This window comes from Histidinibacterium aquaticum, from assembly GCF_008710275.1.
GTDB lineage: Bacteria > Pseudomonadota > Alphaproteobacteria > Rhodobacterales > Rhodobacteraceae > Oceanicola > Oceanicola aquaticus.
This window is the reverse complement of the sequence record NZ_VYQE01000002.1, coordinates 373,700-387,616: the sequence shown is the minus strand read 5'-3', so window position 1 is coordinate 387,616 and position 13,917 is coordinate 373,700. Positions and strand designations below refer to the sequence as shown.

14 protein-coding genes are annotated in these 13,917 nt (G+C 67.3%); 10 read left to right on the top strand and 4 right to left on the bottom strand.

Annotation, left to right across the window (positions count from 1 at the left end; genetic code table 11):
• The first annotated feature begins 68 nt into the window (after positions 1–68).
• Genes fabI through gpt form a run of 3 tightly spaced genes read left to right on the top strand, consistent with a single transcriptional unit; the run spans position 69 to position 2,070 of the window.
• Positions 69–893: an enoyl-ACP reductase FabI gene (fabI, locus tag F3S47_RS07305; protein ID WP_150444590.1), complete on the top strand. Its 825-nt coding sequence runs from the start codon at positions 69–71 to the stop codon at positions 891–893.
• A 51-nt stretch (positions 894–944) separates the two neighbouring features.
• Positions 945–1,556 (top strand): LysE family translocator, encoded by a 612-nt coding sequence (locus F3S47_RS07300; protein WP_150444589.1) that lies wholly within the window; start codon positions 945–947, stop codon positions 1,554–1,556.
• 10 nt (positions 1,557–1,566) lie between these two features.
• Positions 1,567–2,070: a xanthine phosphoribosyltransferase gene (gpt, locus tag F3S47_RS07295; RefSeq protein ID WP_150444588.1), complete on the top strand. Its 504-nt coding sequence runs from the start codon at positions 1,567–1,569 to the stop codon at positions 2,068–2,070.
• Positions 2,071–2,168: 98 nt separating this feature from the next.
• On the opposite strand, the gene F3S47_RS07290 is transcribed toward gpt, so the two are convergent.
• Entirely contained in the window at positions 2,169–3,152 is a 984-nt protein-coding gene (locus F3S47_RS07290; protein ID WP_150444587.1) for an aldo/keto reductase, read from the bottom strand.
• A gap of 91 nt (positions 3,153–3,243) precedes the next feature.
• The gene (locus F3S47_RS07285; protein ID WP_150444586.1) at positions 3,244–3,507 is read right to left on the bottom strand and encodes an usg protein; all 264 of its coding nucleotides are present in this window, start codon (positions 3,505–3,507) and stop codon (positions 3,244–3,246) included.
• Positions 3,508–3,753: 246 nt separating this feature from the next.
• Here F3S47_RS07285 and gyrA point away from each other — a divergent pair, with 246 nt between their 5' ends.
• The 7 genes from gyrA (at position 3,754) to gluQRS (ending at position 11,902) form a co-directional block, all read left to right on the top strand.
• Complete coding sequence (gyrA, locus tag F3S47_RS07280; protein ID WP_150445033.1) at positions 3,754–6,444, top strand: DNA gyrase subunit A; 2,691 nt, start codon at positions 3,754–3,756, stop codon at positions 6,442–6,444.
• Between the two features lie 41 nt (positions 6,445–6,485).
• The gene (locus tag F3S47_RS07275) at positions 6,486–7,406 is read left to right on the top strand and encodes a LysR family transcriptional regulator (RefSeq protein ID WP_150444585.1); all 921 of its coding nucleotides are present in this window, start codon (positions 6,486–6,488) and stop codon (positions 7,404–7,406) included.
• 659 nt (positions 7,407–8,065) lie between these two features.
• On the top strand, positions 8,066–8,707 hold the full coding sequence (locus F3S47_RS07270) for a hypothetical protein (RefSeq protein ID WP_150444584.1): 642 nt from the start codon (positions 8,066–8,068) through the stop codon (positions 8,705–8,707).
• Between the two features lie 51 nt (positions 8,708–8,758).
• Complete coding sequence (gene trmFO, locus F3S47_RS07265) at positions 8,759–10,114, top strand: methylenetetrahydrofolate--tRNA-(uracil(54)-C(5))-methyltransferase (FADH(2)-oxidizing) TrmFO (protein WP_150444583.1); 1,356 nt, start codon at positions 8,759–8,761, stop codon at positions 10,112–10,114.
• Between the two features lie 20 nt (positions 10,115–10,134).
• Positions 10,135–10,749 (top strand): class I SAM-dependent DNA methyltransferase, encoded by a 615-nt coding sequence (locus tag F3S47_RS07260; protein WP_150444582.1) that lies wholly within the window; start codon positions 10,135–10,137, stop codon positions 10,747–10,749.
• 69 nt (positions 10,750–10,818) lie between these two features.
• On the top strand, positions 10,819–11,010 hold the full coding sequence (locus tag F3S47_RS07255; RefSeq protein ID WP_150444581.1) for a hypothetical protein: 192 nt from the start codon (positions 10,819–10,821) through the stop codon (positions 11,008–11,010).
• A gap of 49 nt (positions 11,011–11,059) precedes the next feature.
• The gene (gluQRS, locus tag F3S47_RS07250) at positions 11,060–11,902 is read left to right on the top strand and encodes a tRNA glutamyl-Q(34) synthetase GluQRS (protein ID WP_150444580.1); all 843 of its coding nucleotides are present in this window, start codon (positions 11,060–11,062) and stop codon (positions 11,900–11,902) included.
• Here the strand turns inward: gluQRS and F3S47_RS07245 are convergent.
• Both F3S47_RS07245 and cysE read right to left on the bottom strand, forming a co-directional pair.
• The gene (locus F3S47_RS07245; protein ID WP_150444579.1) at positions 11,899–12,915 is read right to left on the bottom strand and encodes a YeiH family protein; all 1,017 of its coding nucleotides are present in this window, start codon (positions 12,913–12,915) and stop codon (positions 11,899–11,901) included. The genes gluQRS and F3S47_RS07245 overlap by 4 nt on opposite strands.
• 116 nt (positions 12,916–13,031) lie before the next feature.
• A complete protein-coding gene (gene cysE, locus F3S47_RS07240; protein ID WP_150444578.1) occupies positions 13,032–13,850 on the bottom strand; it encodes a serine O-acetyltransferase in 819 nt (272 codons plus the stop codon).
• Positions 13,851–13,917: the final 67 nt, after the last annotated feature.

Below are 13,917 nucleotides of genomic sequence, written 5' to 3'. Positions count from 1 at the left end.
ATCGCCTATTGGCAACACATCGCCGGTCTGCCCGGGGAACAAGACTGACATAAGGATAGGTGCGTCGGATGGGCTCGGAACTGATGCGGGGGAAACGAGGCCTCATCATGGGTCTCGCGAACGACAAGTCCATCGCCTGGGGGATCGCCAAGGCCTGCGCCGACGCGGGCGCCGAGCTCGCCTTCTCCTACCAGGGCGAAGCCCTTAAAAAGCGGGTCGATCCGCTCGCGGCCCAGCTCGGATCCGACATCGTCCTGCCCTGCGACGTGGGCGACGAGGCCTCGATCGACGGCCTTTTCGAGCAACTCCGCGAGCACTGGGACAAGATCGATTTCCTCGTCCACGCCATCGGTTACTCCGACAAGTCCGAGCTGAGAGGACGTTACGTCGACACCTCCCGGCGGAACTTCGCCATGTCGATGGATATCTCCGTCTACTCCTTCACCGCCGTCGTCCAGCGCGCCGAGAAGATGATGCCCGACGGCGGATCGCTCCTGACGCTGACCTACTACGGCGCCGAACAGGTGATGCCGCATTACAACGTCATGGGAGTCGCCAAGGCCGCGCTCGAGGCCTCGGTGCGCTACCTCGCGGAGGACCTCGGCAAGGACGGCATCCGGGTGAACGCGATCAGCGCGGGCCCGATCCGCACCCTCGCGGCCTCCGGCATCGGCGACTTCCGCTACATCCTGAAGTGGAACGAACTGAACTCGCCCCTGCGTCGGAATGTCACGACCGAGGACGTCGGCGGATCGGCCCTCTACCTGCTCTCGGACCTCGGCAGCGCCGTCACCGGCGAAGTGCACCACGTCGATGCAGGCTACCACGTCGTCGGCATGAAGGCCGTCGACGCGCCCGACATCGACGTCGTGACCAAGCGCAAGGAAGACTGAGACCGTGAGGGGCCGGCCCCGCTCCCGCAGCGCGCGCGGCGCGGCCCGCTGATGGGACCGGCCGCCTTCCTCGCCGTCGCCGCGGCGCATCTCGTCGCCGCGATGAGCCCGGGCCCCTCCTTCGTCGTCTGCGTGCGCACCGCCGTCACCCAGGGATTCCGCCCCGCCGTGGCACTCTCGGCCGGCTTCGGGGCGGGCGCCGTACTCTGGGCCTTTTCCGCCCTGGCCGGGCTCGCGCTCCTCTTCGAGTTGGTGCCGAGCCTCTTCACCGCGCTGCGGCTGGTCGGGGGCGCGTTCCTCGTCTTCATCGCCGTCATGATGTGGCGCCACGCGCCCGAGCCCCTGGAAGAGCCCGACGCCGCCGCCCCGACGAGCGCCGGAGCCGCCTTCCGTCTGGGCTTTCTCACCTTCGCCGCGAACCCCAAGACGGCCGTCTTCTTCGGCGCCGTCTTCGTGGGCCTCGTGCCGCCCAACGCGGGCTGGCCGGCTCTCGCCTTGCTGCTCGCGGTGATCTTCGCCAACGAAACACTCTGGTACATCGTCGTCGCGCGGGTCTTCTCGATGCCCCGCGCCCGCGCCGCCTATGCCCGGGCCAAGACCTGGACCGACCGTCTCTTCGGCTCGGCCCTCGGCCTGCTCGGGATCAAGGTCGCCCTCGGATAGGAGATCGAAGATGCAGGACCGTCTGCCGCACGAAAAGGGCTTTCACGTCAGCTGGGACCAGCTGCACCGGGACGCGCGGGCGCTGGCCTGGCGCCTCGACGGACACGGGCCGGACCCCGAGGGCTGGCGCGCGGTGGTCGCCATCACCCGCGGCGGCATGGCCCCCGCCATGATCGTCGCGCGGGAGCTCGACATCCGCACGGTCGATACGATCAGCGTCAAGAGCTACAACCACCAGACCCAGTCCGAGCCGAGGGTCATCAAGTTCCCGGACATGGAGCTCATGGGCAAGGGCCGCGGCGTGCTCATCGTCGACGATCTCGTGGACACGGGCCGGACACTCGAGGTGGTGCGCGCCCACCTGCCCGAGGCGCATGTTGCCACGGTCTACGCCAAGCCGCAGGGCCGCAACCAGGTCGACAGCTACATCACCGAGGTGAGCCAGGACACCTGGATCTTCTTCCCCTGGGACATGGCGCTGCAGTACGTCCAGCCCTACCGCGGGACCGACTGAGCGGGCCAAGGCTCTTCGAAGAGCCTTGGTTCAAGCGCCTTCGAAGGCGCTTGGCGACGGGCGGTCCAACGCCCGCCGCCAGGGGATTTCGAAATCCCCTACCAGCGCTGGTGCACGTGCGGCGCGATCTTCGTGTCGTAGATCTCGCGCACCGCGGCCATGACGTCTCCCGGCAGGTCAGCCGCCTCGCTCGCCCCTGCGTTGGAGCGCGCCTGGTCGGGGGACTTCGCGCCCGGAATGGCGACGGTCACCGCGTCGTTCATCAGGATCCACTTCAGCGCCGCCTGCGCCATCGGCAGGTCGCCCGGCAGCACTGCCTTCAGGTCCTCCACCGCTTCGAGGGCCGTCTCGAAGGGCACGCCCGCGAAGGTCTCGCCCTTGTCGAAGGCCGCACCCTCGCGGTTGAATGTCCGGTGATCGTCCTCGGCGAAGGTGGTCTCCCGGGTCATCTTCCCCGTGAGCAGCCCGCTCGCCAGCGGCACGCGGACGATGACCGCCACGCCCTTTTCGCGGGCGCGCGGGAGGAAGAGGTCGGCCGGGCGCTGTCGGAACATGTTGTAGATGATCTGGACCGACGCGACGTTGGGGTACTCGATTGCCTTGAGCCCCTCCTCGACCTTCTCGACCGAGACGCCGTAGTGGCGCAGTTTCCCCTTGGACACGAGGTCGTCCATCGTGCCGAAGACCTCGGGCATGTAGTAGACCTCGGTCGGCGGACAGTGCAGCTGCACGAGGTCCAGCGTCTCGACCCCGAGGTTGGAGAGCGACCGGTCGACGAAGCCCTCCATGTTCTCCGGCGTGAAACCCTCGGGCACATGCGGGTCGAGCCGCCGTCCCAGTTTCGTGGCCACCACTGGCGTCTCGCTCCGCTCTTTCAGGACCGAGCCGATGATCTTTTCCGACCGCCCGTCGCCGTAGACGTCTGCGGTGTCGATGAAGGTGACGCCCTCGTCGAGCGCCGTGTGCAGCGCCGCGCGCGCGTCCTCTTCGCTGACCTCGCCCCAGGTGCCGCCGATGGCCCAGGCGCCGAAGCCGATCTCGGAGACCTCGCGGCCCAGCTGCGGAAACTCTCTGCTCTTCACTCTAACCTCCCGTACATGGTTCGCGGCAGAACCTGCGGGCTGCGACGGGAAGGTCAAGGGACCGCGCAGGCGGCCTTCGCGGAAGATCGCCTCAGTGGTAGTGGAACTCGCCCACGACCTGCCGCCACTCGCTGGGGGCCACCAGCTTGCGGTGAGCGTAGCGGACGGAATGCAGCTCTCCCTCGATCTCGGCCTTCCAGTAGTCGATGAAGGACATGAGCCTGTCGTGATCGGGAGCGAGGTCGTAGTCCTGCCAGACGAAGCTGTTGAGAACGCTCGGATAGTCCGGCATCCGGTAGAACATCTCCGCCGTGGTGAGGCCGTAGCCGCTCAGAAGCATCTCGGTCTCGGTCATGTTTTTCTCCTTCTGCTCTTGATCCCGTAGGGAAATCCCAGCAGAAGCGCGGCAGAAGTCAACGATTTCAATGTGTTGGCAGCCGCGTTGATTGGCTGCTGACAAGCGCCGCGACGGTATCGCGCCCCCTGCCATTGCACCCCATCCCTTGGCGGTGGTATAGAAAAATCAACAAGATATAGCGAATACGCCAAGGCGGGCAGCGACGTGAGCGACGACGACCAAACTCCTGATTCCGGTGAAGAAATGGGCGCGCCGCCGCCCCGGGCCGAGGGTCCGAGCATCTCCATCGAGCAGGAGATGCGCAATTCTTACCTCGACTATGCCATGTCGGTCATCGTCGCCCGGGCGATTCCCGACCTGCGCGACGGTCTGAAGCCGGTTCACCGGCGGATTCTCTACACGCTCTGGGAAAACGGCCAGACGAACAGCAAGCCCTACCGCAAATCGGCGACAGCCGTGGGCGACGTCATGGGCCGCTACCACCCGCACGGCGACAGCGCGATCTACGACGCGCTCGTCCGGATGGCGCAGGACTTCTCCATGTCTCTGCCCCTCATCGACGGCCAGGGCAACTTCGGCTCGATGGACGGCGATCCGCCCGCCGCCTACCGCTACACCGAGTCCCGTCTCGACAAGCCGGCCGAGAGCCTGCTGACCGATATCGACAAGGACACGGTCGACTTCGTTCCGAACTACGCCAACGAGCGGCAGGAGCCTCTGGTCCTGCCCGCGCGCTACCCCAACATCCTGGTGAACGGGGCCGAGGGCATCGCCGTCGGCATGGCCACGCGCATTCCGCCGCACAACCTAGGCGAGGTGATCGACGCCACGCTGGCGCTGATCGAGGACCCGGATCTCTCGACCGAGCAGCTGATCGAGTACATCCCCGCCCCCGACTTCCCCACCGGCGGGTTGATCCTCGGCCGCTCCGGCGCGCGAAAGGCCTACATGGAGGGCCGCGGCTCAGTCATCATCCGCGCCAAGACGCGGGTGGAGGAGCTGCGCAAGGACCGCTACGCCATCGTCCTCGACGAGATTCCCTACCAGGTGAACAAGGCCGCGATGATCGAGAAGATCGCCGAGGCCGCCCGCGACAAGAAAATCGAGGGCATCGCCCACGTCCAGGACGAGTCCGACCGTCACGGCGTCCGCGTCGTGGTCGAGCTCAAGCGCGACGCGACGCCGGACGTGGTGCTCAACCAGCTGTTCCGCTTCACGCCGATGCAGGTCTCCTTCGCCTGCAACATGCTCGCGCTGAACGGCGGCAAGCCCGAGACGCTGACGCTGCGCAACTTCCTCACCGCCTTCGTGGACTTCCGCGAGGACGTGGTGGCGCGCCGCACGGCCTTCGAGCTCAACAAGGCCCGTGACCGCAGCCACATCCTCTGCGGTCTCGCCGTCGCGGTCTCCAACGTGGACGAGGTGGTCGCCACCATCCGCTCGTCGGCCGACGCCGCCGAGGCCCGCGCCAAGCTGATGGAGCGCCGCTGGCCGGCACAGGACATCGCCGACTACATCCGGCTGATCGACGATCCGACCCACACGATCAACGACGACGGCACCTACAACCTGTCCGACCGCCAGGTCCGGGCCATCCTCGACCTGCGCCTGCAGCGCCTCACCCAGCTCGGCGTCAAGGAAGTGACCGACGAGCTCGAGGAGCTGGCGGCCAAGATCAAGGACTACCTCGACATCCTCTCCTCGCGGGAGCGGATCCTCGGCATCGTCTCCTCCGAGCTCCAGGAGGTCCGCGACCAGTTCGCCGTCCCCCGTCGCACCGAGATCCACGACTGGTCCGGCGACATGGAGGACGAGGACCTCATCGAGCGCGAGGACATGGTCGTCACCGTCACCCAGGGCGGCTACATCAAGCGGACCGCGCTCGCCGACTTCCGCGCGCAGCGCCGCGGCGGCAAGGGCGTTTCGGGCGGCGGGCTCAAGGAAGAGGACGTGGTCACGACCCTCTTCGTGGCAAATACCCACACCCAACTGCTCTTCTTCACGACAGATGGCATGGTCTACAAGCTCAAGACCTGGCGGCTGCCGCTCGGCGCGCGCACCGCGCGGGGCAAGGCCATCGTCAATATCCTGCCCATCCCGCAGGGCGTCTCCATCGCCGCCATCATGCCGGTGGACCGCGACGAGGAGGAATGGGACGATCTCAACATCGTCTTCGCGACCTCGGCGGGCGACGTGCGCCGCAACCGGCTCAGCGACTTCACCAACGTGATGCGCAACGGCAAGATCGCCATGAAGCTGCCCGAGGACGGCTCCGTCGCGCTGATCGGCGCGCGGATCTGCTCCGAGGACGATGACGTGATGCTGGTGACGGATGCGGGCCGGGCGATCCGCTTCCCCGTCACAGACGTCCGCGTGTTCTCCGGACGATCGTCGACCGGCGTGCGCGGCATCCGCCTTCAAGAGGGCCACCGCGTCGTCTCGATGGCCGTGATCCGCCACTTCGAGGCCGACCCGCAGGAGCGTGCGGCCTACCTCAAGATGCGCCGCGCGGTGGCCGGTCTCTCCGACGACACCGAGGCGAGCGACGACGAGGACGTGCCCGCCGGCTCCATCAGCCAGGAGCGCTACGCCGAGATGTCCGCCGCCGAGAACCTGATCCTGACGATCACCTCCAAGGGCCAGGGCAAGCTCAGCTCGTCCCACGCCTATCCCGTTCGCGGACGGGGCGGTCAGGGCGTCATGGCGATGGACAAGGCGATGCGCGGCGGGCCGCTTGTCTCCGCGTTCCCCGTGGACATGGACGACCAGATCATGTTGGTCACTTCCTTGGGACAGTCGATTCGCGTCCCGGTTGCAGGTATTTCGTTCCGCTCGCGCTCTGCGGGCGGCGTGAAGGTCTTCGACACGCGCGCCGGTGAAGAGGTCGCCAGCGTCGCCTGGATCGCCGAACAGGCCGAGGACGACGAAGACTAAGGTTTCTATTTCCGCCCGAAGCGGTGCTGCGGGTCGGCTGCATGGCCGGCCCGTTCGCGGTTTTGACACGGATGCCTGCGTGGAAGTGGAAGGAAGCTCCAGTGGAAAGCTGGGATGATCTGCGTTTTCTGGTCGCGCTGTCTAAGGCCGGATCGATGACTGGCGCCGCTCGCATTCTCAAGACATCGGTGGCCACGGTCTCCAGGCGTCTCGACCGCCTCGCCGAGGAGCTGGGGACCGAACCCTTCGTCAAGACCGCGCAGGGCTGGCAGCCCTCGCCCGCAGTCGAAGGCCTCATCAAGGTCGCGACGGACTTCGACGGGCAACTGAAGCGCGAGATGAACACCCAGGCTGCCCTAGGCGAGGACGGACGGGCGACGGTGCGCATCGGCTGTCCGCCCGGCATCTCCTCCTTCATGCTGATCCCCACGCTCAACGAGTCCGAGATCGACAGCACGCGGATCAACATCGAATTCCACGACCGCGTGTTCGGAGAGGGGTTGGGTCACGACGACATCGTCATCGCCTTCGAGCGTCCGACGGTCGGGCGGCTCGTGACCCGCAAGCTCGGCACGCTGGGCTTCTCGATCTTCTGTCACGAGGACGGCAACGTCGGGCCGGAGTGGGTGGGCCTGACGGAGGCGCACGATACGAGCGGGTCCATGAAGCTCGGGCTGGAGCATTTCCAGCGCCCGCCCCTCATCCGGGTCGAGACCTTTCTCTCGCTCAGCACCCTGATGTCGGTGTCCCGGTTGCCGGGCCCCCTGCCCCTCTTCGCCGGAAGAGCCAAGCGGGGCTACAGGCGGATAACCGACGCCGAGTACCGCTCCAACTTCTGGCTCTTCTACCACGAGAGCCGCCGGGGAGATCCGGCGATCGACCAGACCATCAGGTGGATCGTCAGCTGCTTTTCCCGGGTCGAGAGGGACGAGACGCCTGATAACGGCGGTGCAAAGGCGTAATTGCAGCCCTGAATTTGTGGCGCAACCTAGTGGTGTGCCGCGACGCGGCACCCTGCGCCGCCACGCGGCATCTTTAGCGCCGAGCTGGGTCTGACCGGACTATGCGCCGTTAACCTCGCCAAGAGCCCTGACCTATCTTTTTGATAGCTTGAGGACCGGCCGTGCCGCCCTCATGCCCATTCGAATCGGCTCGGAAGGGACACGACGACAGGCTGCATTCAAGACAGCTGAGCGATCGACTTGATGGAGCTATCCACGTAAGCCTTTGTTTTTAGGTTTTTAATGCGAAGAAGGCGGCGCATTCGGCCCGGATCCAGTCCTCAGACACATCTTCGACAAACAGCCTGCGCGCCCATGATTGCCCGCCTTCTGCCCCCGTGAGGCCCACATATCCTTTAGGAAAGGCTCGCGAAGGTTAACGCGGCGCTAACCTAAGTATACGCCGTATGGGCGCTTTGGGTTCTCGTTTGTAAACAAAACCGCAATCCACCTTCGGTTGTGGCCTCGGACGGGCGTCCAGTACTGCAATTTTCGCGGAGATGTGCCACTTTCGACTAGGGCTCGTCGCATTTCGGCCAAATTTGGAGGGGCAACTGTACCTGTACTTAAGGACAGGGCAGAACGCTTGTCCATCCTCGAAGAAAACGCGGAGCACGGTCATGACTAACGTGAAGAGAGCCAGCGACGACGCGATCAAGACGACAGGCCTGAACCTCATCAGGATCCTGCTCGCTTCTTACCTGATCGCCTCTGCCCTGGGCCTCGCACAGGGACCGCACGGAGGCCCTCTCGCCGCGCCGTTCCTGGGTGAAGAGCTCGGACGGTCCGTCGGCGGCGGTGTCTATTTCCTCCTCGCCTTCTTCCTTCTGTGCGGCATCAAGCTGCGCGTCATGGCCCTCTCCCTTGCGGCCATGACCCTTGCATCGGGATTTGTCATGATTTTCGCCCACAATGCCCTCCTCGAAGTGTTCTGGCGCGACCTCGCCATCGTCGCGGCGCTGATGCTCACCTATCTCGCCCCCGACCGCCGTGCCCTCAAGCACAGCGCCATCTTCCGCCGCTCGCCCAAGGTCCGCCGGGTCGAGATGAGCGACCGGATCGTGCCGCGCCGCGTCACCGTCAAGGACGGCCTCGCCGCCCGCAGCGAACCCCGCCGCGCCCGCCTGGTGAGCGCCGCCACCGCCGATGCTCCGCTGGGCAAGGGCGATCTGGCCCGCCTCCGCCTGAACTTCCTCGATGTCGAGGACGAGCTCGAGGTCACCAACATCTTCGCCGACCTCGACAAGCGGGCTGTCGCCTGACCCCTTAACAGCGCCCCTCGGGGGCGCTATCTGGGGCCCATGTCCCAGCCCATGACCCAAACGCTCCACATCATCGGTGGCGGAATGGCCGGTTCGGAGGCCGCCTGGCAGGCGGCACGAGCCGGCCTCCGCGTTGTGATCCACGAGATGCGCCCGCAGGTGGGCACCTTCGCCCACCGGACCGGCGACTTCGCCGAGATGGTCTGCTCCAACTCCTTCCGCTCCGACGACGACGAGCAGAACGCCGTGGGTCTCCTGCACTGGGAGATGCGCGAAGCGGGCGGCCTGCTCATGGAGATGGCCGACCGCCACCGCCTGCCCGCCGGCGGCGCGCTCGCGGTGGACCGTGATGCCTTCTCTGCAGGTGTCACCGAGCGCCTTCGCAAGCATCCCCTGATCGAGACACAGCCGGGCGAGATCTCGGAGCTTCCACAGGACGGTCACTGGATCATCGCCACCGGCCCGCTGACCTCCGGCAGCCTCGCCGATGCGATACGCGCCGAGACCGGGACCCAGGCCCTCGCCTTCTTCGACGCGATCGCCCCCATCGTCTATTCCGAGACGATCGACATGGACGTCGCCTGGGAGCAGTCCCGCTACGACAAGGGCGAGACTGAGGCCGAGCAGCGCGCCTACATCAACTGCCCGATGGACCGCGACCAGTACGAGGCTTTCATCGACGCGCTCCTCGCCGCCGACAAGACCGAGTTCCACGAGGGCGAGACCGCCGGCTACTTCGACGGCTGCCTGCCGATCGAGGTCATGGCCGAGCGCGGGCGCGAGACCCTGCGCCACGGGCCGATGAAGCCGCGCGGCCTGACCAACGCCCACGATCCCGACACCAAGCCCTATGCCGTCGTCCAGCTGCGGCGGGACAACGCGCTCGGCACGCTCTACAACATCGTCGGCTTCCAGACGAAGATGCGCTACGGTGCCCAGGCCGAGGTCTTCCGCATGATACCCGGCCTGCAGGACGCGAAGTTCGCGCGCCTGGGCGGCATCCACCGGAACACCTTTCTCAATTCGCCGACGCTGCTCGACGACCAGATGCGGCTCAAGTCGCGCCCCAACGTCCGCTTCGCCGGGCAGATCACCGGCGTCGAGGGCTACGTCGAGAGCGCCGCGATGGGCCTTCTCGCGGGCCGCCTCGCCGTGGCGGAGATGACCGGCCGTCCGCTGCCCATGGTTCCCTCGACCACCGCCACAGGCGCGCTCGTCACGCACATCACCGGCGGGGCCGAGGCCAAGACCTTCCAGCCGATGAACGTGAACTTCGGTCTCTTCCCGCCGGTCGAGGGCCTCAAGGGCGGCCGCAAGGGCCGCGAGGCGCGTTACAAGGCCTATACGGACCGGGCCAAGGCGGACTGGCGGGCCTGGCTGGGGGCCACGGCACTGGACGCCGCCTGAGGGTTCGCTACCCTTAAGGGATGGAAAAAAGCTATCTCGACCAAGTCTACGCCCTGAACGATCCCGAGGCGAAACAGCGCCTCTACGACGAGTGGGGCGCAAGCTACGACACCGACCTGCAGGGCGCGGGCTACGCCACGCCCGCCCGGATCGCGGAGGCTCTGTCGGAAATGCTCCCCGACAAGAGCGCGCCGATCCTCGACTTCGGCTGCGGGACGGGCCTGTCGGGAGAGGCGCTCGCCCACCGCGGGTTCACCGTGATCGACGGCGTAGACCCCTCCGAGGGGATGCTGGCCGAGGCGCGCGCGAAGAACGTCTACCGCGAGCTGATGGCCGTGCCCGCCGGAGAGCCGATCGGCGTGAAGCCCGGGCACTACGCCGCCATCGTCGCCTGCGGCGTGATCTCCGAGGGGGCTGCCCCGCCGGAGACCTTCGACATCGTGACGCCGCTCCTCGCCCCGGGTCAGCTGCTCGCCGTCTCCTACAACGACCATACCCTCGAGAGCGCCGAGTACACCGAGAAGATGGCGGCCCTGATTGACGGCGGCTTCGAGCGGCTCGCCGCCCTCGACGGGCCGCACATTCCCGCTCGCGGCTCGACCTCGCGGATCTATGTCCTCCGACGCAAGGACTGACGCCGGGGCGCGGGAACGCGGCGGGCCGCATCGGGGTTAGCCAAGACGAAACGACCCGGGACAAGAGCCATGAATTACCTCCTCGCCATCCTTCTGCCGCCCGTCTCGATCCTGATCGCGGGACGGCCCATCGTGGCCATCATCACCTTCCTCATCTGGATCCCGGCGATCATTTTCAGCGGCGGGCTCACGCACCCGATGTTCATCCTGCTGGCCTGGTTCATCATTCACCAGAGCAGCACCTCCCGGCTTCGGGACTGAACGCCTCCGGCGTTGACCCGGCCCGGGCGAGCCGCCATGCCTTCCCGGGATGATCACCCGTTTCGCCCCTTCCCCCACCGGGCCGCTGCATCTCGGGCACGCCTTCTCCGCGCTCACGGCCCATGACCGGGCCCGGGCGGCGGGAGGCACCTTCCTGCTGCGGATCGAGGACACCGACCGCGAGCGGTCGAAGCCCGAATGGGAGGAGCTGATCTTCGAGGACCTGCACTGGCTCGGTCTCGACTGGCCCGAGCCCGTATTGCGCCAGTCCGATCACCTTGACGACTACCACGCGGTGATCGACGCCCTCGCGGCGCGCGGTCTCGTCTACCCCTGCTCCTGTTCGCGCGCCGACATCCGCGCCGCCCTCTCCGCCCCGCAGGAAGGCGCGCCGCCCGTGGGGCCGGACGGCATCGTCTATCCCGGCACCTGCCGCGGCCGCCCCATGTCTTCCCGGCAGGAGGGCGACGCCCTTCGCCTCGACATCGCCCGCGCCGTGGCAGAGACCGGACCGCTGCAGTTCACCGAGACCGGCCCGATCCATCCCGGCCAGCACCAGGCCGACCCCGAGGAACTGGTCCAGGGCACCGGCGACGTGATCCTCGCCCGACGCGTCTCCGGCGAGGTCGCCTATCACCTGGCCGTGACCCTCGACGACGCGCGGCAGGGTGTGACCGAGGTGACCCGGGGCGAGGATCTCTTCTCCGCCACGCCGGTCCAGCGCCTATTGCAGGAACTCCTGCGCCTCCCCCGGCCCGACTATCACCACCATCGCCTGATCCGCGACGAACGCGGCCGCCGCCTCGCCAAGCGCGATGACGCGCGCGCGCTCTCGCTCTACCGGTCCGAGGGGGTCACGCCGGAGGAGATCCGGCGCATGGTGGGCCTCTAGAAGAGCGTCAGCCCCAGCGCGATCAGCACCGCGAGGAACACGGTCTCCGAGACCAGCATGCCCATGGCCCGCGGCCCGACCTCGACGACTTCCTTCAGGGAGGTCGCGACGCCCACCGCCCCGATCGCCATGAGCAGAAGCGCCCGCGACGCTCCGCCCGCGAGATCGGAGACGGCCTGAGGCACCAGCCCGAAGGAGGCGAGCGCGGCGAAGCCCACGAAGGCCAGCACGAAGCCCGGCAGCAGCGGCGGCCGCTTGCCCGCTTCCATCGACCGGCGCGAGGCGGCGGAGACCAGAAGCACCACCGGGGCCAGCATCGCGACCCGGATCAGCTTGACCAGCGTCGCGGTCTCGCCCGCCTCTTCGGAGATCGAGAAGCCCGCACCGACGACCTGCGCCACGTCGTGGATCGTGGCCCCGATGTAGATGCCTGCCGTGCGGTCGTCGAAGGCCAGCGCGCTCGCAATCACGGGGTAGATCACCATCGCCACCGTCGACAGAAGCGTGACGCCCACCACGGTGAAGGCCAGCCTCTGCCGCGTGCGCTCGTCGGGCGGCAGCGCGGCGCTGATCGCCATGGCCGCCGAGGCCCCGCAGATCGCCACCGCGCCCGCAGATAGCATTGCGAAGCGGTTGCGGAAGCCGAAGGCGCGGGCCACGAGGAAGCCGAAGCCGATGGTCGATGCGACGCCCAGGACCACCAGCGCTAGCATCGCCGCGCCGAGGTCCATGACCATGCCGGCCGTGATCCGCAGGCCCAGAAGCGCCACGCCCGCCCGCAGCACGCCCTTGGCGGCGAAGGCGATCCCCGCCGCGCAGCGCGGCTCGTCGGCCAGGAAGTTCAGCGCGATGCCGAAGAGCAGCGCCAGAAGCATCGCGGGCGCGCCGTAGTGCTCGGAGACGAAGCTCGCCGCGAGCGCGATCAGGGCCGCGACCATGAGGCCGGGAAAGAGCGCCTCGGCCCGGCCCTTCAGGCGGCGCAGTCGCGGTGTGGTCTCGGTCTCGGCGGACATGCCGGAGTCCTAGCCCGCGGAGACATGGATGAATAGTGTATCAATTCACCCGCAGGCTGGGTTTCCAGCCCGCCGCACGCTCACCCCCGCCCGAGGCGGTGGGTTCGAGAGCCACCCTACGAGCGGGGGGTCGTCTGCAGGATCTGGTCCATGGAGAGCGACGGCTGATCGCAGCCCGCCTCGCCGACGATCTTCGCCGGAACGCCGGCCACCGTCTTGCAGGGCGGGACCTCCGACAGAACGACCGAGCCCGCGGCGATGCGGCTGCAGTTGCCCACCCGGATGTTGCCGAGAACCTTGGCCCCCGCGCCGATCAACACGCCGTCGCCGATCTTCGGGTGGCGGTCGTCGTCCTCTTTGCCGGTGCCGCCCAGCGTCACCGAGTGGAGCATCGAGACGTTGTCGCCGACGCGCGCCGTCTCGCCGATGACGATGGAATGGGCGTGGTCGATCATGATCCCGCGCCCGATGACGGCGTTGGGATGGATGTCGACGCCGAAGGTCTCGCTCACCCGCATCTGGATGAAATAGGCCAGGTCGTGGCGCCCTTGGGTCCAGAGCCAGTGGCCCAGCCGGTAGGCCTGGATCGCCTGCCAGCCCTTGAAGTAGAGCATCGGCTGCATGAACCGGTGGCAGGCCGGGTCACGCTCGTAGACCGCGACGATATCGGCGCGCGCCGCCGCCGTGAGGTCGGGATCGGCGGCAAAGGCCTCGTCCGCGATCTCACGCATGATCTGCTCGCCCATCTCCACGCTCGAGAGCTTCGAGGCCAGGCGGTGCGCCAGGGCCGCGTCGAAGCCCTTGTGGTGCAGGATCGTCTTGTGGATCAGCCCGCCCATGAGCGGCTCGGCCCGAACGGCCTCCTCCGCTTCCTCGGTGATCCGCTCCCAGACCGGGTCGAGCGGCTGGATATGAGATTTCGGGTGCGAGGCCATCGAACGTCTCCCTCTTCGGGCGGCTGCATATCCCAAGCTAGGGAGCCCGCGACAGGAAAAAAGCATC